The organism is Methylobacterium indicum (genome assembly GCF_001043895.1).
Classification (GTDB): Bacteria; Pseudomonadota; Alphaproteobacteria; order Rhizobiales; family Beijerinckiaceae; genus Methylobacterium; species Methylobacterium indicum.
In genome coordinates this window covers 23,449-47,216 of the sequence record NZ_JTHF01000127.1, presented here as the reverse complement: position 1 = coordinate 47,216, position 23,768 = coordinate 23,449, and the positions used below count along the sequence as shown (strand labels likewise).

The following is a 23,768-nucleotide window of genomic DNA, read 5'->3' as shown; positions in this document are numbered from 1 at the left end:
AGACCCTCACATGGCCAAGCTGATTGGGTTTTGACCCTAGGCGCGCTGCACCCCGATCGTCGGATCGAAGGTGTTCGACAGGGACCCGATGGTCACGTCGAAGGCGCGGTCGCGGTAGACCCGGGTGAGGTAGGTCGCGAGATCCAGGCGCTGGAAGTCGACCGCGATGCCGATCCGCGTCAGCGCCTGGCGGATGAAGTCGCCGTAGCGCCCTTCCAGGAACGGGTTGAGGGTGAGCCGGAGCGGGAAGCGGGTGCCGCCCGGACCGCGGCGGTGGCCGGCCTCGTCGAGCAGAGCCTCGGCCCGCTTCACGTCGAACGGCACCGACCCGAGGCTCGAATCGTGAAACGTCGGATGCACGACGCTGACCGGGGTCGGCGAGACCGCGCCGTGCCCGAAATACACCGCCGCCAGCAGCGCCTTCAGGTCGATGGCGTGCGCCACCGCCCGGCGCACCCGTAAGTCTTGCAGCACGCCGGTATCGAGGTTGAAGAAGAGTTGGGTCTGGGGTCCGGAATAGGCGTAGGTCGTGGTGTCGACCACGAGCTTCGGCAGGGCGCGCAGGCGGGCGAGGTCCGCGAGCGGGACCGGGTTGCCGCCGAGATCGACCTCGCCGGCCTCGAACGCCGCCGCCCGGGCGCCCGGATCGGTGATGATCCGCATCACGATCCGGTCGAGACAGGGCTTGCCCTCGTCCCAGTAATGCGGGTTCCGCTCGAACAGGAGGTGGCTGCCCGGCACCCATTCCTTGAGCACGAACGGCCCGGTGCCGATGGTCTGCGCGAGGCTCGCGCTCGCCTCCGGCCGGATCGCCTCGTAGATGTGGCGCGGCACGATGGGGGATTCCGCCCCCGCGAAGGCGCTGATCAGGAACGGGGCCGGCCGCGACAGCACGATCTCGACGCTGTGGGGATCGGGCGTTCGCACGTCGGCGACGTTGGCGAAGGTGATGCGCCCGCGCGGATGCGCCTCGCGCAGGCGCAGGAGCGAGAACGCCACGTCGGCGGCGGTGAACGGCCGTCCGTCGTGCCAGGTCACCCCGCGCCGCAGGGCGAAGCGGTAGCGCAGCCCGACCGGGCTGATCGCCCACTCCGTCGCGAGGTTCGGCAGCGGGGTCATGTCGGTGGCGTAGCGCAGCAGGCGCTCGTTGATCTTGCTGCCGATGGTCTGGCCGGTGCCCGAGGTGGTGTTGATGGCGATGATCGCCTGCGGCTCGGGAAAGAACACCCAGTTCAGGGTGCCGCCGCGGACCGGCGTCTCGGCCGGGGCGGCGAGGAGCGGGGAGCCGGACGGGATCGCCGGCAAGGCGGCGCCCGCGGCGGCGCTCAGGAGCAGGCGGGTCGCATGGCGGCGCGTGAGGGACATGACGCGGGCGCTCCGGAATAAGTAGGAATTGGCGATTTGTTCTTTTAAACGAACAAATCGCAGCGGGCCAGGATCCTGTTGAGCTACACGCAATCAAGTTGCTTGCCCTAACAAGCTGATCTAAGCGACAAGGCTCAATATGTCCTATGCGGAGCGCTGGAAACAGCAGAGAATTTCTTCGCTGCTCGTTCTATAAAAAGAACATTCTCGTTGACCGGCCAGCGCGGTGCGCAGAGACTGACATCCATAAGAGCCTGCCCAACCGCGCGGGGAACGAGCGATGCCCGATACGCAGCAAACAGGAGCCGGTCGTCCGAATGCCGGGCCCGCACCGGCCGCGCGGGGCCGCCACGTCCTGGTGATCGGGGCGAGCGCAAGCGGCCTGGGGCTGGCCTCCCACCTGCTGCGCCGCGAGGCGCGGGTGCAGGTGACCGTAATCGAGACATCGGGCTCCCGCTGTCGCCGCCTGCGCCGGGCCGAGTTCGCGACCTTGCTGGCCGAAGAGACCGGAAAGCTGCCGGCTGAGCCCCTGCACCTCGTCGAGGCATTGCGGCAGCATGGGGGGCGTCTCCACGTCGCCGAGACGACCTGCCTGTCGGTCGCATCCACGCCGCAGGGCGTGGCGGCGCGGACGGCCGACGGGACCACCTATCTCGGGCGCGCCGCGGTGCTGGCCTTTCCCCTGCAACCGCCGGCGGCGGGGTCTCCGCCGCGAGAGAGGAATGCCGCGATCCGCGCGCTGCGGCTCGACCCGGCCGACCTGCCGCTCGGAACCGGCGCCGCCGTCCTGGTGCGTTCCTTACGGGCGCTGGTGCGGGAGGCGGGAGACCGCGGGGTCGGCCTCGACGAGGCGGTGGCGGGCCTGCGCCTGAGCGCCCCCGCCCTCTGGCACGATCTGCCCGACGAGGCGCGCGAGCGCCTGCTGCGTCACGGCCGACGGGTGTGGGACCGGATTCTCGGCGGCGGGACGGACGGCCCGGTCACGCGCCGCGACGGCCTGAGGCCGAGCGCCCTCCTGCGCGACCTCGTCGGGCGTGGCCTCCTGCTGCCCCGTGCCAGCGGCCTTACCGTCGCACCGGGGGCGGCCGACCGGCTCTTCGCCGGGCATCCGACGGACCTGATGCCCTACGCGACGCCTCGCCTCCTCGACCTCGACGCCGCCTGCGCCTGGCTCGCCGGGCGCGTCGCCTATGCCGGACGCGTCGGGGAGGGGGCCGTTGCATCGGCGGAGGCGCAGCCGAGCCCGGGTCGCGAGGATGCGGCGCTCAGATGTGGTAGGTGAGGCTCGCCTCGGCCTCCGCCTGCGGCATCGCCCGCATCTGTTCGAGCGTCAGGTTGTCGAGGATGCCCGCGATGCTGTTGCGCACCGCCAGCATCGTGAGGCGCACCGAGCACGCCGCCTCGTCGGCGCAATCCTCGCACGGGCGGTAGGCGGTGCGGCTGGCGCAGGGAAGCGGCGCGAGCGGGCCGTCGAGGGCGCGCACGACGTGGCCGATGCGGATCTCCTCGGCCGGGCGCGCCAGGGCGTAGCCGCCGCCCGGCCCCTTCTTGCTGTGCACGAAGCCGGCATTGCGCAGGTCGCCCAGGATCGCGTCGAGGAACTTTTTCGGGATCCGGTGCGCCTCGGCGATCTCGGCGACGCCGATGCGGGCGCCCGGGGGCAGGCCTGCGAGGTGGACCATCGCCTTGAGCCCGTACTTGCCCTTGTTGGTCAGCATCGTCGTCCTGCGTGTTGCGGGGGGCTGCGGAAGAGGCGGGCCGGCAAGCGGTGCCGGAGAGATGAGGTTTTGTCGACTGGCTCGGTAGACTTCCTCCCAGGGTGATGCCGGCGCGGCAGGCCGGAGGATGACGGCGGCCTTCGCTCCCAGCTATAGTACATAAAAATGATTGATTAAATAGAATGAAACCGCGAGACCGGGACGACCGGCGGGTGCGATCCGCCGCTTTCGGACGAGGCTGACGGCTTACGAGGCTGACGACATGGCGCGTCGCGACGACACCCTGCATCTGGGCGCCTTCCTGTATCCGGGCGGCCACCACGTCGCCGCCTGGCGCCACCCGGATGCCAAGGCCGATGCCGGCATCGACCCGGGCCATTACCGGCGCCTCGCCCAGGTCGCGGAAGCCGCGAAGTTCGACCTGATCTTCCTGGCCGACGGCGTCAGCATCCGGGGCGACGACATCGACGCGCTCAGCCGCACGGCGACCCGCTACGTCGGCCAGTTCGAGCCGCTGACCCTGCTCTCGCACCTCTCGGCGGTGACCGAGCGCATCGGCCTCGTGGCCACCGCCTCGACCACCTACAACGAGCCGTTCCACGTCGCGCGCAAATTCGCCTCCCTCGATCACCTGAGCGGCGGCCGGGCCGGCTGGAACCTCGTGACCTCGGCCGATGAGCGCGAGGCGTGGAATTTCGGCCGCGACGCCCACCTCGCCCATGCCCGCCGCTACGCCAGGGCGGAGGAGTTCGTCGACGTCGTCACCGGGCTCTGGGACACCTACGAGGACGACGCCTTCGTCCGCGACAAGGGCGAGGGCCTGTTCTTCGATCCGGACAAGCTCCACGTGCTCGGCCACCGCGGGGAACATTTCTCGGTCCGCGGCCCCCTCAACGTCCCGCGCCCCCCGCAAGGTCACCCGGTGGTGGTGCAGGCCGGCTCCTCCGAGGCCGGCAAGGCGCTCGCCGCCCGCACCGCCGAGGTGATCTTCACCGCACAAGTCACATTGGAGGACGCGGTCGCGTTCTACGCCGACGTGAAAGGGCGGCTCTCCCGCCACGGCCGGGCGCCGGACGACCTCAAGATCATGCCGGGCGCGATGCCGTTCCTCGGCCGCACGCGGAGCGAGGCGCAAGCGAAGTACGATTCCGTGCAGGCCTTGGTCCATCCGGTGGTCGGCCGCTCGCTCCTCGAGCGGATGCTCGGCATCGATCTTACGGGCTACCCCGAGGACGGGCCGGTCCCGGACGTGCCGGAGACGAACGGGGGCAAGAGCCGGCAGGCGCTGCTGGTGACGCTGGCGCGACGCGAGAACCTGTCGATCCGCGACCTTTATCTTCGCATCGCTGGAGCCCGCGGGCACTGGACGCTCGTCGGCACCGCCGAGGATGTCGCCGACGCGCTCCAGGAGCGCTTCGAGGCCTACGGCGCCGACGGCTTCAACATCATGCCGCCGATCCTGCCGACCGGGCTCGACGACGTGGCGGCTTTGCTGATCCCCGAGTTGCAGCGCCGCGGCCTGTTCCGGACCGAGTATGCCGGCCGGACCCTGCGCGAGCATCTGGGGCTCGCCCGCCCGCCCCACCGCGTTCACGCCGCCTCTGCCCGCGAAGCGGCGGAGTGAGAGGGCGCCATGCCAGACAGCCGGATCGAGATCGCCCGCGTGGCGAAGGACTTTTCCGTCGACGGCCGGCCCCTGCGGGCCCTCGACGGCATCGACCTCACGGTCGCCCCGGGCGAGTTCGTCACCATCGTGGGGGCGAGCGGCTGCGGGAAGTCGACGCTGCTGCGCATCGTCGCCGGGCTCGATCCCGCCCATGACGGCGAGGTGCGCCACGACGGGCGCCCGGTCACCGGACCGAGCCTTCAGCGCGGCATCGTCTTCCAGGAGCCGCGGCTGTTCCCCTGGCTCACCGTCGCCGGGAATATCGGCCTCGGGCTCGAGAACGCCCCCTTAAGTGCGGCGGAGAGGGCGCGGCTCGTCGCCGAGCACGTCGCGCTGGTGGGCCTGTCGGGGTTCGAGAACGCTTATCCGCGCCAGCTCTCCGGCGGCATGGCCCAGCGCGCGGCCATCGCCCGCGGGCTCGTCAACCGGCCGGGCCTGCTGCTGCTCGACGAGCCGTTCGGTGCCCTCGACGCTCTCACCCGCGCGCGGCTCCAGGACGAGCTGCAGCGGATCTGCGCCCACGAGGGCATCACGGCGCTCCTCGTCACCCACGACGTCGACGAGGCCCTACTGCTCGGCGACCGGGTGGTGGTGATGGCTCCGCGCCCCGGCCGGATCGCCGAGATCCTGGACGTCTCGGCCTCGAAGCCCCGGGACCGGCGCGATCCCGTGCTGGCGGCCCTGCGCCACGCGATCCTCGACCGGCTGGAGGCGACGCAAGCCGCGCAGCCGCAGACCGCGACCGCCCGGGAGGCGGGGCGCCGTCCCGCCGCCACCCTGCCGCTCGCCGCCCGCTCGGCCTGATCCTTCCCTCCCGGAGCCTCGTGCCATGGCCCAACCCCGACAGATGAAGCTCGGCGCCTTCCTGATGACCGACGGCCACCACGTGGCGGCCTGGCGGCATCCGGACGGGCGGCCCGACGCCCATGTCAGCCTCGACCATTTCGTGCGGCTGGCGCGCCTCGCCGAGTCGGCCGCCTTCGACGCTGTGTTCCTCGCCGACTCCTCGGGCGTGCGGAACACCGACCCCGCCTCGCTGAGCTTCACCTCGCGGGCGGCGAGCTTCGAGCCCCTGACCCTGCTCTCGGCCCTCTCCGTGGTGACCGAGCGCATCGGCCTCATCGCCACGGCATCCACGAGCTTCAACGAGCCGTTCAACCTCGCCCGCAAGTTCGCCTCCCTCGACCTCCTCAGCGGCGGCCGGGCCGGCTGGAACCTCGTCACCTCGTCGAGCGAATCCGAGGCGCAGAACTTCAACTTCGAGCGTCACGCGGCGCATGCCGACCGCTACGACCGGGCGCGGGAATTCGCCGAGGTGGTCACCGGCCTGTGGAACTCCTGGGAGGACGATGCCTTCCTGCGCGATCCCGAATCCGGCCGGTTCTTCGATCCGGACAAGCTCCACGCCCTCCACCATCACGGCCGGCACTTCCGGGTCCGCGGCCCCCTCAACGTGGCGCGCTCGGCCCAGGGGCATCCGGTCGTCGTCCAGGCCGGTTCCTCGGAGGACGGCAAGGAACTCGCCGCCGCCACCGCCGAGGCGATCTTCACCGCGCAGGTGACGCTCGAGGAAGCACAGGACTTCTACGCCGACGTGAAGGGGCGCCTGTCGCGCTACGGCCGCGATCCCGACCATCTCAAGATCATGCCGGGCATCTTCCCGGTCGTCGGCCGCACCGAGGAGGAGGCGCGGGAGAAGTTCGCGGTGCTGCAGGAGCGCATCCACCCGGTGGTGGGCCTCAGCCTCCTCTCCACCACCCTCGGCGGCGCCGACCTCACCGGGTACGACCTCGACGGTCCGCTGCCGGAACTCCCTGAGACCAACGGGCCGAAGAGCCGCCAGAAGCTCCTCATTGAGCGGGCGCGGCGCGACAACCTGACGATCCGGGAACTCACTCTCGCCATCGCGGGGGCGCGGGGCCACTGGCAGGTGGTCGGCACCGCCTCCCAGATCGCCGACCAGCTCGAGGAGCGTTTTCGGAGCGGCGGCGCCGACGGCTTCAACGTGATGGCGCCCTATTTGCCCGGCGGGCTCGAGGACTTCGTCGCCCACGTCGTGCCCGAACTGCGCCGGCGCGGCCTCTTTCGCGAAGCCTACGAGGGCCGGACCCTGCGCGACCATCTCGGGCTGCCCAAGCCCGTCCACCGGGCGCCGCGCGCTCCGGCCCGGCAAGCGGCGGAGTGAGGACGATGCGCCTCCTCGCCTGCCTCGCCCTCCTGCTGCTCTCCGCGCTGCCGGCAGCGGCGGCTCCGCTCACCATCCGGGTCGGCTATGCCGGCCCCGCGCCCGGCGGCACCCGCTACGTCCCGGGTCTCGCCGGCATCGTCGCGGCCGAGCGCTACATTGAGCGCGAAATCGCGGGCGACCCGGACCTCGCCGTCGAGTGGGTGTTCTTCAAGGGCGCAGGCCCGGCGGTGAACGAGGCGCTCGCCGGCGGCCAGCTCGACTTCGCCTTCATGGGCGACCTGCCGTCGCTGAGTGGCCGGGCCGCCGGCCTCGACACCCGCATCGTCATGGCGACCAACGCCCGCGACGCCCTCTATCTCGTCACCACCCCGGCCTCATCGATCAAAGGTCTGTCCGACCTCAAGGGCCGCAAGGTGGCGCAGTTCCGCGGCACCAGCACGCATCTCGCCAGCGAGGGCGCCCTGCGGCGGGCCGGGCTCACCAGCCGCGACCTTCAGGTCTACGCCCTCGACGATGCCTCGGCGCTGGCGGCGCTCGCCGCCGGCGACGTCGAGGCGGTGCTCGGCAAGGCTTTGTTCCTCACCCTGGTCGAGCGCGGCCAGGCGCGGGTCGCCTGGAGCTCGAAGGGCGATCCCCGCGCCGGCCCCAGCAACCACCTGCTCGTTGCGGGCGCCTTCGAGCGGGCCCATCCCGACCTCGTCGCCCGGGTGGTCAAGGCGAGCGTGCGCGCCGCGGCCTGGGCCTCCAATGATGCCAACCGCGAGGCGGTGTTCGCCCTGTGGGAGAAGTCGGGCACGCCCGCGGCGGTGTTCCGGGCCGATTACGACGGCCAGCGCCTCGCCGAGCGACTGTCGCCGCTGATCGACGACCTCCTGATCGACACCTACCGCGAGAAGGCGGCGCGGGCCCGCGACTTGGGCCTCGTGCGCCGCGCCGTCGACGTCACCGGCTGGTTCGAGCCGACATACCTCAATGCGGCGATCCGCGACCTCGGTCTCGCCGGCACCTGGACCCGCTACGGCGCCGACGGCCGGCCCCTCGGCTCCTGACACGACCGCAACGACCGGAGCACGCCCGATGATCCGCTTCACCCGCCGCGCCCTCGCGGCCGTCACGCTCGCCCTGGCGCTCGCGCCGGCGGTCGCCCGGGCCGAGCCGGTGACGATCCGCTTCGGCTTCGCGTCGATCGGGACCGACAACCGCCCGTTCGCCGGCGGCAGCGCCGCGGCGCTCGCCCATTCCGAGCACTATGTCGAGGAAGCCTTGAAGGACGAGCCCGGCGTCACGGTCGCGTGGTCGTTCTTCAAGGGAGCGGGGCCGGCGGTGAACGAGGCCTTCGCCAACGGCCAGCTCGACTTCGCCTTCCAGGGCGACCTGCCTTCCGTGATCGGCCGGGCGAGCGGTCTGAAGACGAAGATCGTGCTTGCCACCGGCGCCCACGCCCCGCTCTACCTCGCGGTGCCGCCGAACTCGACCATCAGCTCGGTCAAGGATCTCAAGGGCAAGAAGGTCTCGATCTTCCGCGGCACCAACAACCACTTGGCGGCCGTCAAAGTCCTGGCCGCCAACGGCCTGACCGAGCGCGATCTCAGCGTGCTCAACATGGACGTCGCCACCACCAACGCCGCCCTGGCCTCGGGCGACATCGACGCGGCCTTCGGCAATTTCGGGCTGATCTCGCTGGAGCAGCAGGGCCGCGCGAGAATCGTCTACTCCACCAAGGGCGACGACCCGGCCTTCGAGCGTCAGGCCGGCGTGCTGGTGACGGAAGCCTTCGAGAAGGCGCATCCCGATCTCGTCGCCAAGGTGGTGAAGGCCCTGGTCCAGGCCTCGCACTTCGCCTCCGACGAGGCCAACCGCGACAAGGTCCTGGCGATCTGGGCGCGCTCGGGCACGCCGGACTCGGTCTACCGCTTCGACTATGCCGACCAGCCGCTGCGCACCCGCAACTCGCCGATCATCGATCCCTTCCTGGTCGAGCAGTACCGGGTTCAGGCGCGCCAGGCCCGCGCCTACGGGCTGATCCGCCGCGACGTCGACGTCGCCGGCTGGTTCGAGCCGCGCTACCTCGACCGGGCGCTCAAGGAACTCGGCCTCGAAACCCGGTGGCCCCGGCTCGGGCCGGACGGAAAGCCGCTGTCGTGACGGCGCCCGTGACTGCCATCGCCTGGCCCGCCCGCGGCCTCGCCGCCTCTCTCCATCGCCGCGTGCATCGCCATCTGGCGTCGATCGCCCTCGGCCTCGTCGTGCCGCTCGGGCTCCTCGTCGCCTGGGCCGCCGCGGCTGCGTCCGGCTGGCTGCCCGAGCAGATCCTGCCCGCGCCGCGCATCGTCGCCGAGACCCTCGTCGAGATGGTCCGCAGCGGCGAGCTCGCCCAGCATGCCGGGATCAGCGGGCTGCGGGTGCTCGCGGGCTTCTCCTTAGGGGCCGGCCTCGGTCTCCTCCTCGGCGCCGCCATGGGCCTGTCGCGTCGGGTCGAGGACACTGTCCAGCCGCTGTTCACGGCGCTCGCCCAGGTGCCGACCCTCGGCTGGATCCCGCTCCTGATGCTGTTTCTCGGCATCGGCGAGACCCTGAAGATCGTCGTCATCGCCAAGGCGGCCCTGGTGCCGGTGACCCTCAACACGGCTTCCGGCATCCGGGCGATCCCCGAGGGCTACCGCGAGGTCGCCCGGGCCTACCGCTTCACCCGCGTGCAGACCCTGCGCCGGCTGATCCTGCCGGCGAGCGTGCCGCCGGTCTTCACCGGCATCCGCTACGGCCTGACCAAGGCCTGGACCGCGCTCGTCGCCGTCGAGCTCCTCGCCTCGGCGGAGGGGCTCGGCTACCTCCTGGTCTGGGGCCGCCAGATGTTCTGGCTCGACACGATGATCGTCGCGATGGCGCTGATCGGCCTCGTCGGCGTGGCGATGGATGCGGGCCTCGCCCGGATCGAGGCGCGGCTCCAGCTCTGGCGGATCGACGCGCGATGACGACATCCTCCGTCACCCGCCTGCGCCGCGGCCTCGTCCTGCCGCTCCTGCTGCTCGTCGCCTGGGAGGCGTCGAGCCGCACCGGCCTCGTCGATCCGCGCTTCCTGCCGCCGCTGGAGGCGATTCTCTCGACGGCGCTCACCGAGATCCGCTCCGGCGGCCTCGTCCGGCATCTCGCCGCGAGCCTCGCCCGCGATCTCCTCGGCTTTGCCATCGGTGCGAGCGCCGGCGCCGCGTTCGGGGCGCTGCTCGGCCTGTCGCCGCTCGCCGCCCGGCTGTTCGGGCCGACGTTCCATGCCGTGAAGCAGATCGCGGTCCTGGCCTGGATCCCGATCATCTCGATCTGGTTCGGCTTCGCCGAGAGCGCCAAGGTGGTGTTCATCGCGCTCGCCGCCTTCGTGCCGGTGGTGGTGAACACGAAAGAAGGCGTCGCCAGTGCCTCGCCGCAGCTCGTCGAGGTCGGCCGGGCGCTCCGCTTCTCACGCCGGCAGATGCTGCTGCGGGTGTTCCTGCCCTCCGCTTTGCCCTCGATCGCCACCGGCCTCCAGCTGGCGCTGATCTATTCCTGGCTCGCCACTGTCGGGGCCGAATACTTCATGGCGGTCGGCCCCGGCATCGGCGGCCTGATCATCGCCGGGCGCGAGCGCTTCCAGATGGATCTGGTGATGCTCGGCGTCGTGATCCTCGGCCTCGTCGGCTTCCTGCTCAATGCCACCGCCGCCTCGCTCGCCGCCCGCGCGCTGCGCTGGCGCACCGCCTGAAGGAACGTTTCCCATGCCACCATCCTCCGTCCCGCTCTTCGGGCGCCGGAGCTTCCTCGCCGGGGCGCTCGGCGTCAGCGGTGGCGCGCTCGCCGCCGAGGGTCCGTTGCAGGTGCCGGCCTGGACCCGCGAGCCGGGCAGGGGCGTCGCGAGCCCCGGCTACGGCGTGCCCTCGTCCTTCGAGCGGCTCGCCCGCAAGCCGCGCACGCCCCCGGCCTTCCCGGGCGCTGCCTCGACCGGCACGCCGCACCAGCACCTCCACGGCACGATCACCCCGAACGGGCTGCATTTCGAGCGCCACCACGGCGGGGTCCCAGCGATCGATCCCGAGCAGCACCGCCTGGTGATGCACGGCCTCGTCGCACGGCCCCTGATCCTCACCATGGACGACCTCGCCCGCTTCCCCAGCGTGTCGCGGCTGCACTTTCTCGAATGCTCGGGCAACACCCCGGCCTGGCAGAAAACCAACCCGGCCTGGACGGTGCAGGACACCCATGGGCTCCTCAGCTGCGCCGAGTGGACCGGCGTCGAATTGGCGACGCTCCTCGATGAGGTCGGCGTCAGGCCGGAAGCCGCCTGGCTGCTGGCGGAAGGAGCGGATGCCGCCGCGATGACCCGCAGCCTGCCGCTCTCGGCCCTCGACGGCGCGATCCTGGCCTACGCCCAGAATGGCGAGGCCTTGCGGCCGGAGCAGGGCTATCCGCTCCGGCTGTTCCTGCCCGGCCTCGAGGGCAACCTCAGCATCAAGTGGCTGCGCCGGATCAAGCTCGGCGACCGGCCGTTCCAGACCCGGGAGGAGACCTCGAAATACACCGACCTGATGCCCGACGGCACGGCGCGCCAGTTCACCTTCACCATGGAGGCGAAGTCCGTCGTCACCACGCCGTCCGGTGGGCACCAGCTCAAGGAACCCGGCGCCTACGAGATCTCCGGCCTCGCCTGGTCGGGCCGCGGGCGCATCACCGGTGTCGAGGTCTCGGTCGACGGCGGCGCCTCCTGGCGCCCGGCCACCTTGCAGGAGCCGGTGCTGTCGCGCTGCCTCACCCGCTTCCGCCTGCCCTGGTCCTGGGACGGCGGTCCGGCCCTGATCCAGAGCCGCGCCACCGACGAGACCGGCTATCGCCAGCCGAGCCGCGAGGCGCTGGTGGCGGCCCGCGGCACGAACTCGATCTACCACTTCAACGGCATCTACGGCTGGCAGGTCGCGGCCGGTGGGAGCGTGCGGCATGTGGCGTGAGATGATCTTGGGAGCTGCCGGCCTCGCGGCTTGCCTGATCCTCGCCGGCCCGGCCTCGGCCGATCCCCTCGGCCCCCATCGCCTCGGTCGGCCCGCGACGCCCGACGCGATCGCGGCGTGGGATATCGACGTGCGCCCCGACGGCGCCGGCCTGCCGCCCGGCCACGGCAGCGTCGCGGAGGGACGCGCGGTCTTCGCCGCCCGCTGCGCCGCCTGCCACGGCGAGACCGGCCAGGGCGGAGCGGCCGACCGGCTGGTCGGCGGGCAGGGCACGCTCGCCACCGCGAAGCCCGTGCGCACGGTGGGCAGCTTCTGGCCCTACGCCACGACATTGTTCGATTACGTCCGCCGGGCGATGCCGTTCGACGCGCCGCAATCCCTGTCGGACGCCGAGGTCTACGCGGTCTCGGCCTACCTCCTGCACCTCAACGGAATCGTGCCCGCGGATGCCGTCCTCGACGCGAGGAGCGTCCCCGCCGTGGCGATGCCGAACCGGGTCGGCTTCGTGCCGGATGCCCGGCCGGACGTGCAGAGGCCTTGAAGGGCGCGGTGAACGGCGCGAAGCCGACGGCACGAGACAGCGTCACGGCTCGGGCCGTGACGCTGTCCTTCCCTCTGGGGGTCTTCGACGACCTACGCCTCGATTCCCCGTTCCACCCCCCGCCGGAACCGCGCCGCCGGATGGCTCGCCGGCAGCAGCCTGCGGCCAGCCCCGAAAACCTTCTCCCGCAAGGGGCCGGGCGCGTAGGCGGTCTTGTAGCGGCCGCGGCTTTGCAGTTCCGGCACGACGAGGTCGATGAAGTCGCCGTAGCCCTCGGGCGTCACCGCGTAGCTCAGGTTGAAGCCGTCGATGTCGGTCTCGTCCATCCAGGCTTCGAGCGCGTCGGCCACCTGTGCGGCCGAGCCGACCAGCACGGGCCCACGCCCGCCGATGGCGTTGTGGGTGACGATCTCGCGGATCGTCCAGGCCTTTTCCGGCCGGGCGAAGGACTCGACCAGCGACGCGATCGCGTTCTCCTTGCGGATCACCGGGAACGGATCGTCGAGGTCGTAGGGCGCGAGGTCGATGCCGGTCCAGCCCGAGAACAGAGCGAGCGCGCCTTCCGGATCGACGTGGGCGAGGTAGTCGCGATGCTTGTCATGCGCCTCCGCCTCGGTGCGCCCGACGATCACCGTCATCAAAGCAAAGAACAGGATCCCGGCTGGATCGCGCCCGCAGGCTGCGGCGCGGCGGCGGGTGTCGGCCACGGTCGCCTTGATGGCGGATTTCGACGGGTCGCTCAGGAACACCGCCTCGGCATGCGCGGCGGCGAAGTCGCGGCCGCGATTCGAGGCGCCGGCCTGGAACAGGAACGGCGTGCGCTGCGGCGAGGGATCGACGAGGTGGATGCCCTCCATCCGGAAATGCTCGCCCGCGTGCTCGATGCGGTGGATTTTTTCCGGATCGGCGAACAGGCCGCGCTCCCGGTCGCGCAACACCGCGCCGTCCTCCCAGCTCTCCTCCCAGAGGCGGTAGACCACGTCGAGGAACTCGTCGGCGATGTCATAGCGGGTGTCGTGGGCGGTGATGCCGGGGCGGCCCACCGCCCGCGAGGCCGCCGCCGAGTAGCCGGTGACGACGTTCCAGGCGATGCGCCCCTCCGTCAGATGGTCGAGGGTCGAGAAGCGCCGCGCCAGGGTGAAGGGCGGCTCGTAGGACACCGAGGCGGTGATGCCGAAGCCGAGATGCTCCGTCACCGCCGCCATCGCGGAGACGAGCAGCATCGGATCGTATTTCGGCACCTGCGCGGCGCGGCGCAGGGCCGCCGCGGCCGTGCCGCCATAGACGTCGTGGATGCCGATTCCGTCGGCGATGAACAGGGTCTCGAACAGGCCGCGTTCGAGGAGCCGGGCCACGTCGGTCCAGTAGCCCAGCGTGTTGAACTCGAGCGAGCGGTCGCGCGGGTGCGTCCACAGGCCGGGCGAGAGATGGACCGGGCTGTGGATCGCGAACCCGTTGACGCGGATCGGCTTCGTCATGGTGAGGCCTCCAGGTGCGGGATCACCGGCGCGGGGTCAGCGGAAATAGTCCGGCAGGGTGAAGCCGTCGTAGAAGCGGTCGGCTCGGATCGCCGCCTGGAACGCGTCCGAGCGGTAGGCCGCTACGATGGCTTTCGCCCACGGCGTCTCCGCCTGTCCCCGGCGGACCGCCACCACGTTGATGTACGGCGCGGTCATCTTTTCGAGCGCCAGGGCCTCGGTGAGCTTGAGGCCGCTGAAGATCGCGAAGTTGCCCTGGATTGCCGCGAAATCGACGTCGTCGAGGGCGCGCGGCGCCTGGGCGGCCTCCAGCGGCACGATGCGGATGCCGCTCGGATTCGCGATCACGTCGAGTTCGGTGACGTCGACCGGGTTGGCGTTGGCTTTGAGCCCGATCCAGCCGGCATCGCGCAGGATCTTGAGCGCCCGCTCCAGGTTCACCGGATCGTTCGGCACCGCGACGGTCGCGCCTGGGCGCACGGCCGAGAGCGTCTTGTGCTTGCGCGAGTAGAGCCCCATCGGCGGCGTCGGCACCTGCACGATGCCGACGAGATCGGTGCCGTTCCGCTCGTTATAGGCCTTCAGGTAGACGCTGTGCTGCATCACGTTGGCGTCGATCTCGTCGAAGGCCACCGCCTTGTTGACCTCGAGCCCGGTGCTGAAATGGGCGTAGGCGATGCGGTAGCCCTGCGCGCCAAGGACAGGCGCGGCACCGGCCTTGAACGCGTCCTCGTAGGGCCCCGGCGTGAAGCCGACCCGCAGGTCGCGCTTCTCGATCGACGCCTTGATGGGGGTGCCCGATTGGGCGAGGGCCGGAGCGGCGGCGGTCGCGAGCAGGGCAACCAGCCCGAGAAGAGCGGCAACGAGGGAACGGCCGCGCGGACGGTGTGAGGGCGGATCGGCGGTCATCGTGAGGTCCGGTGAGGGGAGAGGCGACAGGCTCGGCCGTGCCCCGGTCCCTGTCAACGAGAATGTTCTTTTTGTAGAACTACAAGATCGGAGGAAGGCTTCTTCGTAGTCGCCCAGACGCAGCATGATTGTTTCGAATACACCAGAATGCGCGGGCAATCGGCCATGAATGCTTGTCTGGCGCGCCACTTCCGGCGAAAAGGTCCCTATCGCAGGGCCGATCGCCCGCAGTTCGTTCTCTTAAAAGAACGGATGTGGAGGGCGTCGGCACAGAGTTCGGCGTGACGGGGCCCCGAATGGGAAGCGCCGGCCGAGAGGATGGGACGACCGTCATGACGCAGATCCAGGCCGGGTGGGGTGCAGGCCCGAGCGCCCGCTACGAGGATCTGGCCGAGCGCTTCCGGCCGGTGTTTCGCGAGATCCGAGCGGGAGCGCCCGCGCGCGACCACGACCGACGCCTGCCCCACGCCGAACTCGCGGCGCTGAAGGAGGCGGGTTTCACCACCCTGCGACTGCCGCCCGAGGAGGGCGGGCACGGCGCGAGCCTGCCGGAGCTGTTCGGGCTCCTGATCGAGCTGTCCGAGGGCGATCCCAACATCACGAACGCGCTGCGGGCGCATTTCGGCTTCACCGAGGACGTGCTGAACTCACCCTATCCGGACTGGCGCCGCCAGTGGCTGCCACGGATCGCCGCGCGCGAGACGGTCGGCAGCGGCGTGTCGGAAACCGGTACCGCCAAGGTCGGCAGCTTCGAGACCGTGCTCAAGCGGCGCGGCGACGCCTACGTCCTCGACGGTACCAAGTTCTACACCACCGGCTCGCTCTTCGCCGACTGGATCCACCTCGCGGCGGTGGACGAGGCCGGCCAGCCGGTCGGCGCCGCGGTGCCGCGGCGCGCCGCCGGGGTCGAGGTGCTGGACGACTGGGACGGCTTCGGCCAGGCCCTGACCGCGAGCGGCACCGCCAAGTTCACTGGCGTCGACGTGGAGGCGGCCTGGGTGAACCCGGATCCCGGCCGGTTCCGCTACGCCGTGGCATTCTACCAGCTCGTCCACCTCGCGACGCTGGCCGGAATCGGCCGGGCTGCGGCCGGCGACGTCGCCCGCCTCGTCGCCGAGCGCACCCGTGTCTACAGCCACGGCAATGCCGCCCGCACCGCCGACGACCCGCAGGTGCTCCAGGTGGTCGGCCGGGTGCGCGGTGCGGCTTATGCTGCCGGCGCCATCGCGCTCAAGGCGGCGGAGGCGCTTCAGCGCGTGTGGGAGGCCGATCGGGCCGGGGACGCGGAGGGGGCGGCCGTCGCCGCGACGGTGGCCGATGTCGAGGTCAACCAGGCGGTGACGGTGGTGACCGGGCTGGTGCTCGACGCCACGACGCAGCTCTTCGACGCGCTCGGCGCGTCGTCGACCCGGCGCGGTCTCGCCCTCGACCGGCACTGGCGCAACGCCCGCACCATCGCGACGCACAACCCCCGCATCTACCGCGACCGCACCGTCGGCGACTTCGCCGTCAACGGCGCGGCCCCGCCGCGGCAGTATCGCGTCGGCGAGGCGTGAGACGCCCGTCGTCGCGCCCGGTCACGGGCGCGACGGGCTGCGGGGGCGGGCGTCGGTCGGCTACGCCCGCGGCGCGTCGGGCGCACGGGCGACGTGGAACCGCGCAATCCCGTCATTGGCGAGCTGGGCCACGAGCTGCAACTCCCAGTCGATGTAGCCCTGCATGGCGGCCCGGGCGTTGTCGGTGCCCTCGTAGGGCCGCTTGTAGACGTCGATCGGCTCCGACACGAAGCGCCCGTCCGTCACGAGCGGTCGCCCCGATTCCGTCCATGCCCGGGTGCCGCCGGCCAGCAGCAGCACCGGGCGGGTCGTCGCTCTTCGCGCATCCATGAGATTGGCCGCCGCGACCCGCCCATCCGGTGACGTCAGGACGATCGGGCCGTCGCCCGGCAGGGCGGCGAGATCGCGGGCCAGCGCCGGCCCGGAAACGTGCCAGGCGCCCGGGACGTGGCCGCGGCGATAGGCCGGGCTGCGGGCGAGATCGACGATGGTCGCGTCGGTCAGGCCCGCGAGGTCGTCCGGCGTCAGCGCGGCTTCCGCCGGAGGGAGCACTCGGGGGGAGGCCGGCACCGGGAAGGCATCGGGAAGTGCCACACCCTCCGCCAGGACGCTGGCGTCCCACCCCATCTGGACGAGCCAGGACGCCGCCATCCGGGCGCGCACGCCGTCGTCGTCGTAGAGCACGACGCGGGCGCCGCGCACGCCGAGCCATTCGTCGGTCGCCTGGACGAGCTGCCCGCCCGGTGCCGAGGCGAAGCCCGCCGGGTGGCCGATTGCGTGCTCGGCGGGGTCGCGCACGTCGAGGGTGTAGAGCGTGCGCGTCTCGGCCTCGGCGCGGAACCGGGCCAGATCCTCCGCCCCGATCACCGTCACCCCGACATGGGTGGCCCATGCTGCCGCGCGCTCGCGGGCCCAGGCGCGCGTCTCCTCGGACGGCGGTGCGACCTGCTCGGTGCGGCGCGTCGCCAGGGAAAACCCTTCCAGGGTCCAGCCGATCGTGCCGTTGCGCAACGCCACGACGCGGTTCGGCAGGCCGGCATTCACCAGGCTCTGGGTGCCGATGATGCTGCGGGTCCGCCCGGCGCAATTGACGACCACCAGGGTGTCGGGGGAGGGAGCGGCCTCGCGGATGCGATAGACGAGTTCACCGCCCGGCAGGCTGCGCCCGCCCGGGATGCTCATGGTCGAGAATTCCTCGAAGCGGCGGGCATCGACCACCACCACGTCCGTCTCCTCGTCGAGGATGCGCCGGATTTCGGCCGCCGGCAGGGACGGCGTGTGCCGGATCGCCTCGACCAGTTCGCCGAAGGCCTTCGAGGGCACGTTGACATCGCGATAGACCTCGCCGATGCGAGCATAGGCCTGGAGCCCGCCTTCCAGGACCGCGACGTCGCGGTAGCCGAGCGCCGTGATGCGCCTGGCTGCCCGCGCGGCGTAGCCCTCACCGGCATCGTAGACCACGATCGGGGCCGAGAGGCGAGGCACCAGGGCCGGCAGGCTCGTCTCGATCTCGCTCACCGGCACGCTGAGGGCGAAGAGCGGATGCGCCTCGGCGAACGGACCCTCCTCGCGCACGTCGAGGAGAGCGATCTCGCGGCCCTCGGCCCAGTGGGCGCGAAGCTCTCGCGCGGTGATGGTCCTGGTCATGGAGTCGGGGTCTCGTGGTGGCGTGATCGACGGCGATCCAGGCCGTCCGGCGGGACTGGCATCGTCCGGGCGAGCAACGTGAGCGGTCTGTACGCGGTTTCGATCCCGAATCCCGCCCACGGCCTCATCCTGAGGTGCCCACATCAGTGGGCCTCGAAGGAGGGCTCCAGGAATCGCGAGACTTCTGGGGCCCTCCTTCGAGGTCGGCCGATCCTTGATCGGCTAACACCTCAGGATGAGGTGCGCGGGTAGGATGCCGGGTGCAGTTTTCGGTGAGGGGAATACTGAAACTTCAGAAGAACGCCCCGGTCGGGGGCAGGGCACCGTTGAGGTAGTGGTCGCCGACCACCCGCTCCTTGTAGATCCGCGGGTTGTGCGCGGCGATGACCTTCAGGTTGCGCCAGTGGCGGTCCAGCGCCCGCTCGGTCGCGACGGCGCTGCCGCTGCCGACGTCGAGGAGCAGGCTCGCCAGCGTCGCCGCGACCTCGTCGGTCACGATCTTGGCCTCGGCCGCCGCGATGCTGGCGGCGATCGACAGTGCTTCGGCGTCGGGCTCCGCCGCCCGCGCCCAGGCACGATCGAGCGCGTCGACCGCCCGGTCGGTCACAGCGAGGATCGCGGCCCGGTGGGCGGCGATGCGGCCGATCACCGCCTGGATCTCGGGCTCGTGCGAGGGGTGCTCGGCGAGCGCGTGGTAGTAGTTGCGCGACCGGCCCCGGACCAGCGCCAGGGCGTCCTGGAGGATGCGGGTGACGATGCCGGAGATCACCACCGTCAGGTAGACCTGGTGGAAGGTGAAGCCGTAGAGATGCGGCCCGCCCTCGGCCCGCTCCGGCAGCGCGAACAGATCCCCTGGCGACACCGCCACGTCCTCGAACACCGTGGTCCCCGAGCCGGTGAGCTTCTGGCCGAAGCCGGTCCAGTCGTCGTCGAGGGTCACGCCCGGCGCCTTGGTCGAGACCAGGAACTGCACGGTCCGCCCGCTCGTCTCGTCCAAAGCCGAGGCGAAGAGGTGATCGGCGTAGAGGTTGCCCGTCGAGTAGATCTTGCGGCCTGAGACCCGGTAGCCGTTGCCGTCGCGCGTGAGCCGCGCGCCCGGCACCTGGTTGCGGCTGCCGGCCGGTCCTCCGCCGGCCTCGGAGACGGCGTTGCCGAACATCCGGCCCTCGCCCGCCAGCGCCAGGATGCGGGCCGAGAAGGGGGCGTCGGGCGTTTTGCGGTGCTGCTCGATAGCGAAGAAGTGGTTGCGGAAGACGTGGGCGATGTTGGGATCGGCGCTGGCGAGGTCGCGGGCGAGCGCGAACAATTCTGGCAGGCTCACGCCGGCGCCCCCCGCCTCGCGGGAGAGCCGCACCGCGCCGAAGCCGCGCGCCTTCAGCGCCGCCGTCTCGGCGACGATCGGGCGGCGCGCGACGTCGCGGGCGGCCGCGCCCTCGGCGAACCCTGAGAAGAGCGCGTCGAGGTCGAGGCGGCGCGTGATGGGGCTCCAGTCCGGCCGCGTGGCGGCGGCCGGATCGGGGGTCCGTCCCTGGATCATCGCGGAACTCCTATCGGCCGGTGCCGGTGCGGGGCAGGGGCGCGGCGTCGCGCGGGTCGAGGTAGGGATCGAGGCCGAGATGGTGGCGCAGGGTCCGGCCGGTATACTCGTCGCGGAACCGCCCTGCCTTGCGCAGCAGCGGCAGCACCGCGTCGACGATGTCCTCGAGCCCGCTCGTCTGGACGTCGATGTTGAGGTTGAACCCGTCGGCCGCGCCGCTATCGAGCCAGTGCAGGATGTCGGCGGCGATGACCTCCGGCGGGCCGACGATCATCCGGTGGCCACCGACGATGTTGCTGAGCGCGGCCTGGCGCACCGTCCAGCCGTGCTCGACCGCCTCGGCGAGGATCTGCTTGCGCGGCCAGCGCGAGGCGATCGGCACGCGCGGCTCCGCCGCCTCGATGAGCGCGTAGGGCAGGGGGGCGTCGAGGGGCAGGTCGTCGGGATCGAGGGCGAAGTGCCGGGCGAGCTCGGCCCGCAGGAACGCGATGTCGAGGCCGGCATCGAGATCGGCCTTGCGCCGCAGGGCCTCCGCTTCCGTGCTGCCGACGATCGGAAACAGGCCCGGCATGACGAGGAGCTGGTCGGGATCGCGGCCGTGGCTGCGGGCGAGCGCCTTCACGTCGGCGTAGAATTTCTTCGCGGGCCCGATCAGGCGCTGGCCGGTGAACAGGGCGTCGGCATACCGCGCCCCGAAGGCCTTGCTGTCCTCCGACTGGCCGGCCTGGAAGATCACCGGCCGCCCCTGCGGCCCGACCGGGGCCGACAACGCGCCGCGGGCGCTGAAGTGGCGACCCTCGATGGCGATGGGTCGAACCCGCGCCTTGTCCACGAAGACGTGACGGTCGCGGTCGGCGACGACCGCCTCCCGGGGCAGGGAATCCCACAGGCCGGTGACGATCTCGACGAACTCGGTGGCGCGCCGGTAGCGCTCGTCCTGGTCGAAGCCGTGCGGAAGCCCGTAGGCGGCGAGCGCCACCGGGGTCTGGCTGGTGATGATGTTCCAGGCCGCCCGGCCCTTGCTGATGTGGTCGAGCGAGGCGATCTGGCGGGCGACCGCGTAAGGATGGCCGAAGATCGTCGAGGTCGTGGCGACGAGGCCGATATGGCTGGTGGCCTGCGACAGGGCGGCGAGCAGCGTTACCGGGTCGAGGGCGCGCCAGGGCCGGTGCAAGGCCTCGTCGACGAGGCCGCCGGGCCCGTCGGCGAGGAAGAGCGCGTCGATCTTGCCCTTCTCCGCCACCCTGGCGATGCGCAGGAAGGCGTCGATGTCGGTGGACAACGAGGCCGGGTCCGAAAACGTCTTCCAGGCGGCGTCGTGGCGCCCGGAGGCGAGGACGTTGACGCCGAGGCGGACGGGTTTTGGAGAGGGCATGGGCGCGCTCCGGGCGGAGAAGGGGAGGAGTTGGGTCAGACCCGGACGGAATGGTCGGCGACCTTGACCCGCTTCGGCAGGATCGCCCGGTCGGCGAGCCAGTCGGCCGCCTTCTGGAAGCCGGCGAGGAAGACGGCGTCGTCGGCCTCGTAGAAGCGGTTCTGGCGCTTGAGCCCGGCGAGGTGGTCGCGCACCGCGTCGCCGTACTTGCCCTCCTTCTGGGCGATGGTCTCGGCCTCGACCGGGTTGTCGCTGATCCACCGTCCCTCGCGGCCATAGGCGTCGATCACCGCGCGCACGACGGCGGAATTCTTGGTGGTGAAGTCGCGCAAGCTGACGAGGGACGAGTAGTCGATCAGGAAATCGAGGTCGGTGCCCTCGAAGAAGATGTTTTTGGCGTCGTAGAGGTCGCGGGCGATGTCGACCGCGGGGGTCCACATCGACCAGGCATCGACCCGGCCCTGGCCGAAGGCCGGCGAGGCGTCCGGCGGGTTGAGGTACACGAACTCGACACTCTTGCGGTCGACGCCGTGCTTCTCGAGCGCCGCGACCAGCAGGAACTCGCCCAGCCCCGAGCGGTTCACCGCCACCTTCTTGCCGGCGAGGTCCTTGACCGAGTCGATGCCGGACTTCTTCTTGACGATGATCGCGGTCGAGCGCGGCGCGTAGACGTTGTAATTGGTGAAGACGAGGGGCGAGCCGGCGATGATGGCGGCGAGCGCCGGGGTGGTGCTGCCCCAGAAGCCGAAATCGGCGCTGCCGCCGACCACGGCCTGCAGCGAGGGCGCGTGGTTGGGAAACGGGCCGACCCATTTCACCGTGATGCCCTGGTCGGCAAGGCCCTTCTCGAACTCCCCGCGCTCGCGGGCGATCAGCGGCAGGCCGCCGCGTCCCCAGCCGAGGCGGACGGTGTCGGTGTTGCGGGTCCCGGGAGTGCCGGGGCCCTGCGCCCGGGCCGGGTCGAGGCCGAGGGTGGCGGCTCCGAGCGCCAGCCCGGCGCCCTGGATGAGCCGGCGCCGGTCGAGACCGGGAACGTCTGAGCGGGTCATGACGAGGACGTCCTGTATGTTCTGGGGATCAGGCGGCGCGGTCGTGGAGCGTGACGCCGAGTTCGCCGAGGAGCTTGCCGCGGAGGCGATCGGATCCGGCCTCGGTCTCGGCCGCGACGTCGTAGGAGGCGGCGATCCGGCCAGCCCGCATCACCAGGATGCGGTCGGCAATGGCGATGGCCTCGTCGACGTCGTGGGTGACGAGGAGGACGCCGGGACGGTGGCGGGCTACCAGGTCCTTGATCAGCGCGTGCATCTTGATGCGGGTCAGCGCGTCGAGGGCCGCGAAGGGCTCGTCGAGGAGCAGGAGCCGCGGCTCGCGCACGAGGGCGCGGGCGAGCGCCACCCGCTGGGACTGCCCGCCCGAGAGGTTGCGCGGCCAATCGTTCTCGCGACCGGCCAGCCCCACCTCGCGCAGGGCCGCGACCGCCTGGGGCTTCGCCTCCGGCGTCTCGATCCCGAGGGCGACATTCTGCCAGAGCGGGGCCCAGGGCAAAAGCCGGTGCTCCTGGAACACCACCGCCGGCTGGGCCGGGCCGTCGATCCGACCCCCGTCGACCGGGTCGAGGCCGGCGAGCGCCCGCAGCAACGTGGTCTTGCCGCAGCCGCTCTCGCCGAGCATGGCGACGAACTCGCCGGTCTCGATCCGCAGATCCAGGCCCTCGATGACGACCCGCTCGCCGTAGCGGCGGCGCAAGGCCCGGACGGTGACGGCGGCGCTCATCGGCGTTCCTCCCTGGCGTAGTTCGGGTGCCAGGCGAGCAGCCGGCGCTCCAGGGCCCGGGCGATCCCGTCGGCGATCACGCCGATCGCCGCATAGATGACGATGGTCAGCACGATGACGTTGGTCTGCAGGAACTCGCGCGCGTCCATCGCCAGGAAGCCGATGCCCTTCGTGGTGGCGATGGTCTCGGCGATGACGAGGGCCAGCCAGGCGACGGCGAGCGCGTAGCGCACGCCCGTCAGGATCGACGGCATCGCGCCGGGCAGGATGATCTTGGTGATGCGCCCGCGCAGGCTGAGCCCCGTGACCTTCGCGACCTCGAGAAGCTTCGGGTCGACCTGGCGGATGCCGAGCACGGTGTTGATGTAGATCGGGAAGAGTACGCCGAGCGAGACGAGGAAGATCTTGCCGGCCTCGTCGACGCCGAACCACACGATGACGAGCGGCAGCAGCGCGAGGAAGGGGATCGCCCGGATCATCTGGATCGAGCGGTCGAGCAGCGCCTCGGCGAGGCGCGAGAAGCCGACGATGAGGCCGAGCCCGAAGCCGATGCCGCCGCCGATGAGGAAGCCGGTCGCGGCGCGCAGCAGGCTGTAGCCGAGATGCACGAACAGCGAGCCGTCCTTGACGAGGGTCCAGGCGGTGGCGAGCACCGCGCTCGGGGCCGGCATGACCTGCTCGTTCATGCCGCCGAACCGGCACACGGCCTCCCAGGCCAGGGCGAACAGGAGGGGCGCGAGCCAGGACAGGACGAGCAGCTCGCGCGCGCTCCAGGACCGTGGGCCCCTTGCGAGGTGTCCTGCCCGATATCCGCTCGGCACGGTCCGAGGCGCCCGGGTGGACAAGTCGATTGCCATGGAACCTCGCTTCGCGCCTGCGCCCTCGGCGACCAGCGCGGCTTGCGGCCTGTCGGCCGCACCCGAACATGGCGTACTGGTAACTTAGTAGATCGATTTTGTAAACTAAAAGCGAGAGGAGAGGTCGGCCTTTGGCATCGTGGAGCGACGAGTTGCCGCCCGGCGAGCCCGCGACAGCTGGCCCGTTT

21 protein-coding genes are annotated in these 23,768 nt (G+C 71.2%); 11 read left to right on the top strand and 10 right to left on the bottom strand.

Annotation, left to right across the window (positions count from 1 at the left end):
• Positions 1-36: 36 nt before the first annotated feature.
• Entirely contained in the window at positions 37-1,365 is a 1,329-nt protein-coding gene (locus tag QR78_RS15865) for an ABC transporter substrate-binding protein (RefSeq protein WP_048428530.1), read from the bottom strand.
• Positions 1,366-1,645: 280 nt separating this feature from the next.
• Between QR78_RS15865 and QR78_RS15860 the strand changes: the two genes are divergently transcribed.
• The gene (locus QR78_RS15860; RefSeq protein ID WP_053220946.1) at positions 1,646-2,647 is read left to right on the top strand and encodes an FAD/NAD(P)-binding protein; all 1,002 of its coding nucleotides are present in this window, start codon (positions 1,646-1,648) and stop codon (positions 2,645-2,647) included.
• Here the strand turns inward: QR78_RS15860 and QR78_RS15855 are convergent.
• Entirely contained in the window at positions 2,631-3,083 is a 453-nt protein-coding gene (locus QR78_RS15855) for an RrF2 family transcriptional regulator (RefSeq protein ID WP_048428507.1), read from the bottom strand. The genes QR78_RS15860 and QR78_RS15855 overlap by 17 nt on opposite strands.
• Positions 3,084-3,345: 262 nt before the next feature.
• Here QR78_RS15855 and QR78_RS15850 point away from each other — a divergent pair, with 262 nt between their 5' ends.
• Genes QR78_RS15850 through QR78_RS15810 form a run of 9 tightly spaced genes read left to right on the top strand, consistent with a single transcriptional unit; the run spans position 3,346 to position 12,448 of the window.
• The gene (locus tag QR78_RS15850; protein WP_048428506.1) at positions 3,346-4,707 is read left to right on the top strand and encodes an LLM class flavin-dependent oxidoreductase; all 1,362 of its coding nucleotides are present in this window, start codon (positions 3,346-3,348) and stop codon (positions 4,705-4,707) included.
• A 9-nt stretch (positions 4,708-4,716) separates the two neighbouring features.
• Positions 4,717-5,553 carry an ABC transporter ATP-binding protein gene (locus tag QR78_RS15845; RefSeq protein ID WP_048428505.1) on the top strand — a complete coding sequence of 279 codons (837 nt, stop codon included), beginning with the start codon at positions 4,717-4,719 and terminating at the stop codon, positions 5,551-5,553.
• A 25-nt stretch (positions 5,554-5,578) separates the two neighbouring features.
• Complete coding sequence (locus QR78_RS15840) at positions 5,579-6,934, top strand: LLM class flavin-dependent oxidoreductase (protein ID WP_048428504.1); 1,356 nt, start codon at positions 5,579-5,581, stop codon at positions 6,932-6,934.
• A gap of 5 nt (positions 6,935-6,939) precedes the next feature.
• Positions 6,940-7,986, top strand: coding sequence for a PhnD/SsuA/transferrin family substrate-binding protein (locus QR78_RS15835; protein WP_048428503.1), 1,047 nt, complete (start codon positions 6,940-6,942; stop codon positions 7,984-7,986).
• Between the two features lie 28 nt (positions 7,987-8,014).
• Positions 8,015-9,082, top strand: a complete 1,068-nt coding sequence (locus tag QR78_RS15830) for an ABC transporter substrate-binding protein (RefSeq protein WP_048428502.1) — start codon at positions 8,015-8,017, stop codon at positions 9,080-9,082.
• Entirely contained in the window at positions 9,079-9,909 is an 831-nt protein-coding gene (locus tag QR78_RS15825; RefSeq protein ID WP_425284138.1) for an ABC transporter permease, read from the top strand. Before QR78_RS15830 ends, QR78_RS15825 begins: the two co-directional genes overlap by 4 nt.
• Complete coding sequence (locus QR78_RS15820) at positions 9,906-10,670, top strand: ABC transporter permease (protein ID WP_048428500.1); 765 nt, start codon at positions 9,906-9,908, stop codon at positions 10,668-10,670. The genes QR78_RS15825 and QR78_RS15820 overlap by 4 nt, the downstream gene beginning before the upstream one ends.
• Positions 10,671-10,683: 13 nt before the next feature.
• Positions 10,684-11,907 (top strand): sulfite dehydrogenase, encoded by a 1,224-nt coding sequence (gene soxC / locus QR78_RS15815; RefSeq protein WP_048428499.1) that lies wholly within the window; start codon positions 10,684-10,686, stop codon positions 11,905-11,907.
• On the top strand, positions 11,897-12,448 hold the full coding sequence (locus tag QR78_RS15810) for a c-type cytochrome (protein WP_048428498.1): 552 nt from the start codon (positions 11,897-11,899) through the stop codon (positions 12,446-12,448). Before soxC ends, QR78_RS15810 begins: the two co-directional genes overlap by 11 nt.
• A 92-nt stretch (positions 12,449-12,540) precedes the next feature.
• On the opposite strand, the gene QR78_RS15805 is transcribed toward QR78_RS15810, so the two are convergent.
• Positions 12,541-13,926, bottom strand: coding sequence for an LLM class flavin-dependent oxidoreductase (locus QR78_RS15805; RefSeq protein WP_048428497.1), 1,386 nt, complete (start codon positions 13,924-13,926; stop codon positions 12,541-12,543).
• 36 nt (positions 13,927-13,962) lie between these two features.
• Positions 13,963-14,835 (bottom strand): MetQ/NlpA family ABC transporter substrate-binding protein, encoded by an 873-nt coding sequence (locus tag QR78_RS15800; RefSeq protein WP_048428496.1) that lies wholly within the window; start codon positions 14,833-14,835, stop codon positions 13,963-13,965.
• Between the two features lie 332 nt (positions 14,836-15,167).
• On the opposite strand from QR78_RS15800, the gene QR78_RS15795 reads away from it, so the two are divergent.
• Positions 15,168-16,391 carry an acyl-CoA dehydrogenase family protein gene (locus QR78_RS15795; RefSeq protein ID WP_048428495.1) on the top strand — a complete coding sequence of 408 codons (1,224 nt, stop codon included), beginning with the start codon at positions 15,168-15,170 and terminating at the stop codon, positions 16,389-16,391.
• Between the two features lie 60 nt (positions 16,392-16,451).
• Here the strand turns inward: QR78_RS15795 and QR78_RS15790 are convergent, their stop codons facing one another.
• The 6 genes from QR78_RS15790 to QR78_RS15765 form a co-directional block, all read right to left on the bottom strand.
• Entirely contained in the window at positions 16,452-18,038 is a 1,587-nt protein-coding gene (locus tag QR78_RS15790) for a rhodanese-like domain-containing protein (protein ID WP_048428494.1), read from the bottom strand.
• Between the two features lie 292 nt (positions 18,039-18,330).
• Positions 18,331-19,575: an acyl-CoA dehydrogenase family protein gene (locus tag QR78_RS15785; RefSeq protein WP_053220945.1), complete on the bottom strand. Its 1,245-nt coding sequence runs from the start codon at positions 19,573-19,575 to the stop codon at positions 18,331-18,333.
• A 10-nt stretch (positions 19,576-19,585) separates the two neighbouring features.
• Entirely contained in the window at positions 19,586-20,950 is a 1,365-nt protein-coding gene (locus tag QR78_RS15780; RefSeq protein ID WP_048428493.1) for an NtaA/DmoA family FMN-dependent monooxygenase, read from the bottom strand.
• A 35-nt stretch (positions 20,951-20,985) separates the two neighbouring features.
• Positions 20,986-21,999, bottom strand: a complete 1,014-nt coding sequence (locus tag QR78_RS15775; protein WP_048428492.1) for an NrtA/SsuA/CpmA family ABC transporter substrate-binding protein — start codon at positions 21,997-21,999, stop codon at positions 20,986-20,988.
• 28 nt (positions 22,000-22,027) lie between these two features.
• On the bottom strand, positions 22,028-22,723 hold the full coding sequence (locus QR78_RS15770; protein ID WP_082171683.1) for an ABC transporter ATP-binding protein: 696 nt from the start codon (positions 22,721-22,723) through the stop codon (positions 22,028-22,030).
• Positions 22,720-23,580 (bottom strand): ABC transporter permease subunit, encoded by an 861-nt coding sequence (locus QR78_RS15765; RefSeq protein WP_082171684.1) that lies wholly within the window; start codon positions 23,578-23,580, stop codon positions 22,720-22,722. The genes QR78_RS15770 and QR78_RS15765 overlap by 4 nt, the downstream gene beginning before the upstream one ends.
• Positions 23,581-23,768: the final 188 nt, after the last annotated feature.

What these genes read in the sequence shown, in the direction of transcription:
- QR78_RS15775 (WP_048428492.1), bottom strand. Translation starts at nt 21,999, where the DNA reads ATGACCCGCTCAGACGTTCCCGGTCTCGACCGGCGCCGGCTCATCCAG.
- QR78_RS15865 (WP_048428530.1), bottom strand. Translation starts at nt 1,365, where the DNA reads ATGTCCCTCACGCGCCGCCATGCGACCCGCCTGCTCCTGAGCGCCGCC.
- QR78_RS15765 (WP_082171684.1), bottom strand. Translation starts at nt 23,580, where the DNA reads ATGGCAATCGACTTGTCCACCCGGGCGCCTCGGACCGTGCCGAGCGGA.
- QR78_RS15860 (WP_053220946.1), top strand. Translation starts at nt 1,646, where the DNA reads ATGCCCGATACGCAGCAAACAGGAGCCGGTCGTCCGAATGCCGGGCCC.
- QR78_RS15770 (WP_082171683.1), bottom strand. Translation starts at nt 22,723, where the DNA reads ATGAGCGCCGCCGTCACCGTCCGGGCCTTGCGCCGCCGCTACGGCGAG.
- QR78_RS15800 (WP_048428496.1), bottom strand. Translation starts at nt 14,835, where the DNA reads ATGACCGCCGATCCGCCCTCACACCGTCCGCGCGGCCGTTCCCTCGTT.
- QR78_RS15820 (WP_048428500.1), top strand. Translation starts at nt 9,906, where the DNA reads ATGACGACATCCTCCGTCACCCGCCTGCGCCGCGGCCTCGTCCTGCCG.
- QR78_RS15780 (WP_048428493.1), bottom strand. Translation starts at nt 20,950, where the DNA reads ATGCCCTCTCCAAAACCCGTCCGCCTCGGCGTCAACGTCCTCGCCTCC.
- QR78_RS15805 (WP_048428497.1), bottom strand. Translation starts at nt 13,926, where the DNA reads ATGACGAAGCCGATCCGCGTCAACGGGTTCGCGATCCACAGCCCGGTC.
- QR78_RS15795 (WP_048428495.1), top strand. Translation starts at nt 15,168, where the DNA reads ATGACGCAGATCCAGGCCGGGTGGGGTGCAGGCCCGAGCGCCCGCTAC.
- QR78_RS15810 (WP_048428498.1), top strand. Translation starts at nt 11,897, where the DNA reads ATGTGGCGTGAGATGATCTTGGGAGCTGCCGGCCTCGCGGCTTGCCTG.
- QR78_RS15850 (WP_048428506.1), top strand. Translation starts at nt 3,346, where the DNA reads ATGGCGCGTCGCGACGACACCCTGCATCTGGGCGCCTTCCTGTATCCG.
- QR78_RS15790 (WP_048428494.1), bottom strand. Translation starts at nt 18,038, where the DNA reads ATGACCAGGACCATCACCGCGCGAGAGCTTCGCGCCCACTGGGCCGAG.
- QR78_RS15830 (WP_048428502.1), top strand. Translation starts at nt 8,015, where the DNA reads ATGATCCGCTTCACCCGCCGCGCCCTCGCGGCCGTCACGCTCGCCCTG.
- QR78_RS15785 (WP_053220945.1), bottom strand. Translation starts at nt 19,575, where the DNA reads ATGATCCAGGGACGGACCCCCGATCCGGCCGCCGCCACGCGGCCGGAC.
- QR78_RS15845 (WP_048428505.1), top strand. Translation starts at nt 4,717, where the DNA reads ATGCCAGACAGCCGGATCGAGATCGCCCGCGTGGCGAAGGACTTTTCC.
- soxC (WP_048428499.1), top strand. Translation starts at nt 10,684, where the DNA reads ATGCCACCATCCTCCGTCCCGCTCTTCGGGCGCCGGAGCTTCCTCGCC.
- QR78_RS15840 (WP_048428504.1), top strand. Translation starts at nt 5,579, where the DNA reads ATGGCCCAACCCCGACAGATGAAGCTCGGCGCCTTCCTGATGACCGAC.
- QR78_RS15855 (WP_048428507.1), bottom strand. Translation starts at nt 3,083, where the DNA reads ATGCTGACCAACAAGGGCAAGTACGGGCTCAAGGCGATGGTCCACCTC.
- QR78_RS15835 (WP_048428503.1), top strand. Translation starts at nt 6,940, where the DNA reads ATGCGCCTCCTCGCCTGCCTCGCCCTCCTGCTGCTCTCCGCGCTGCCG.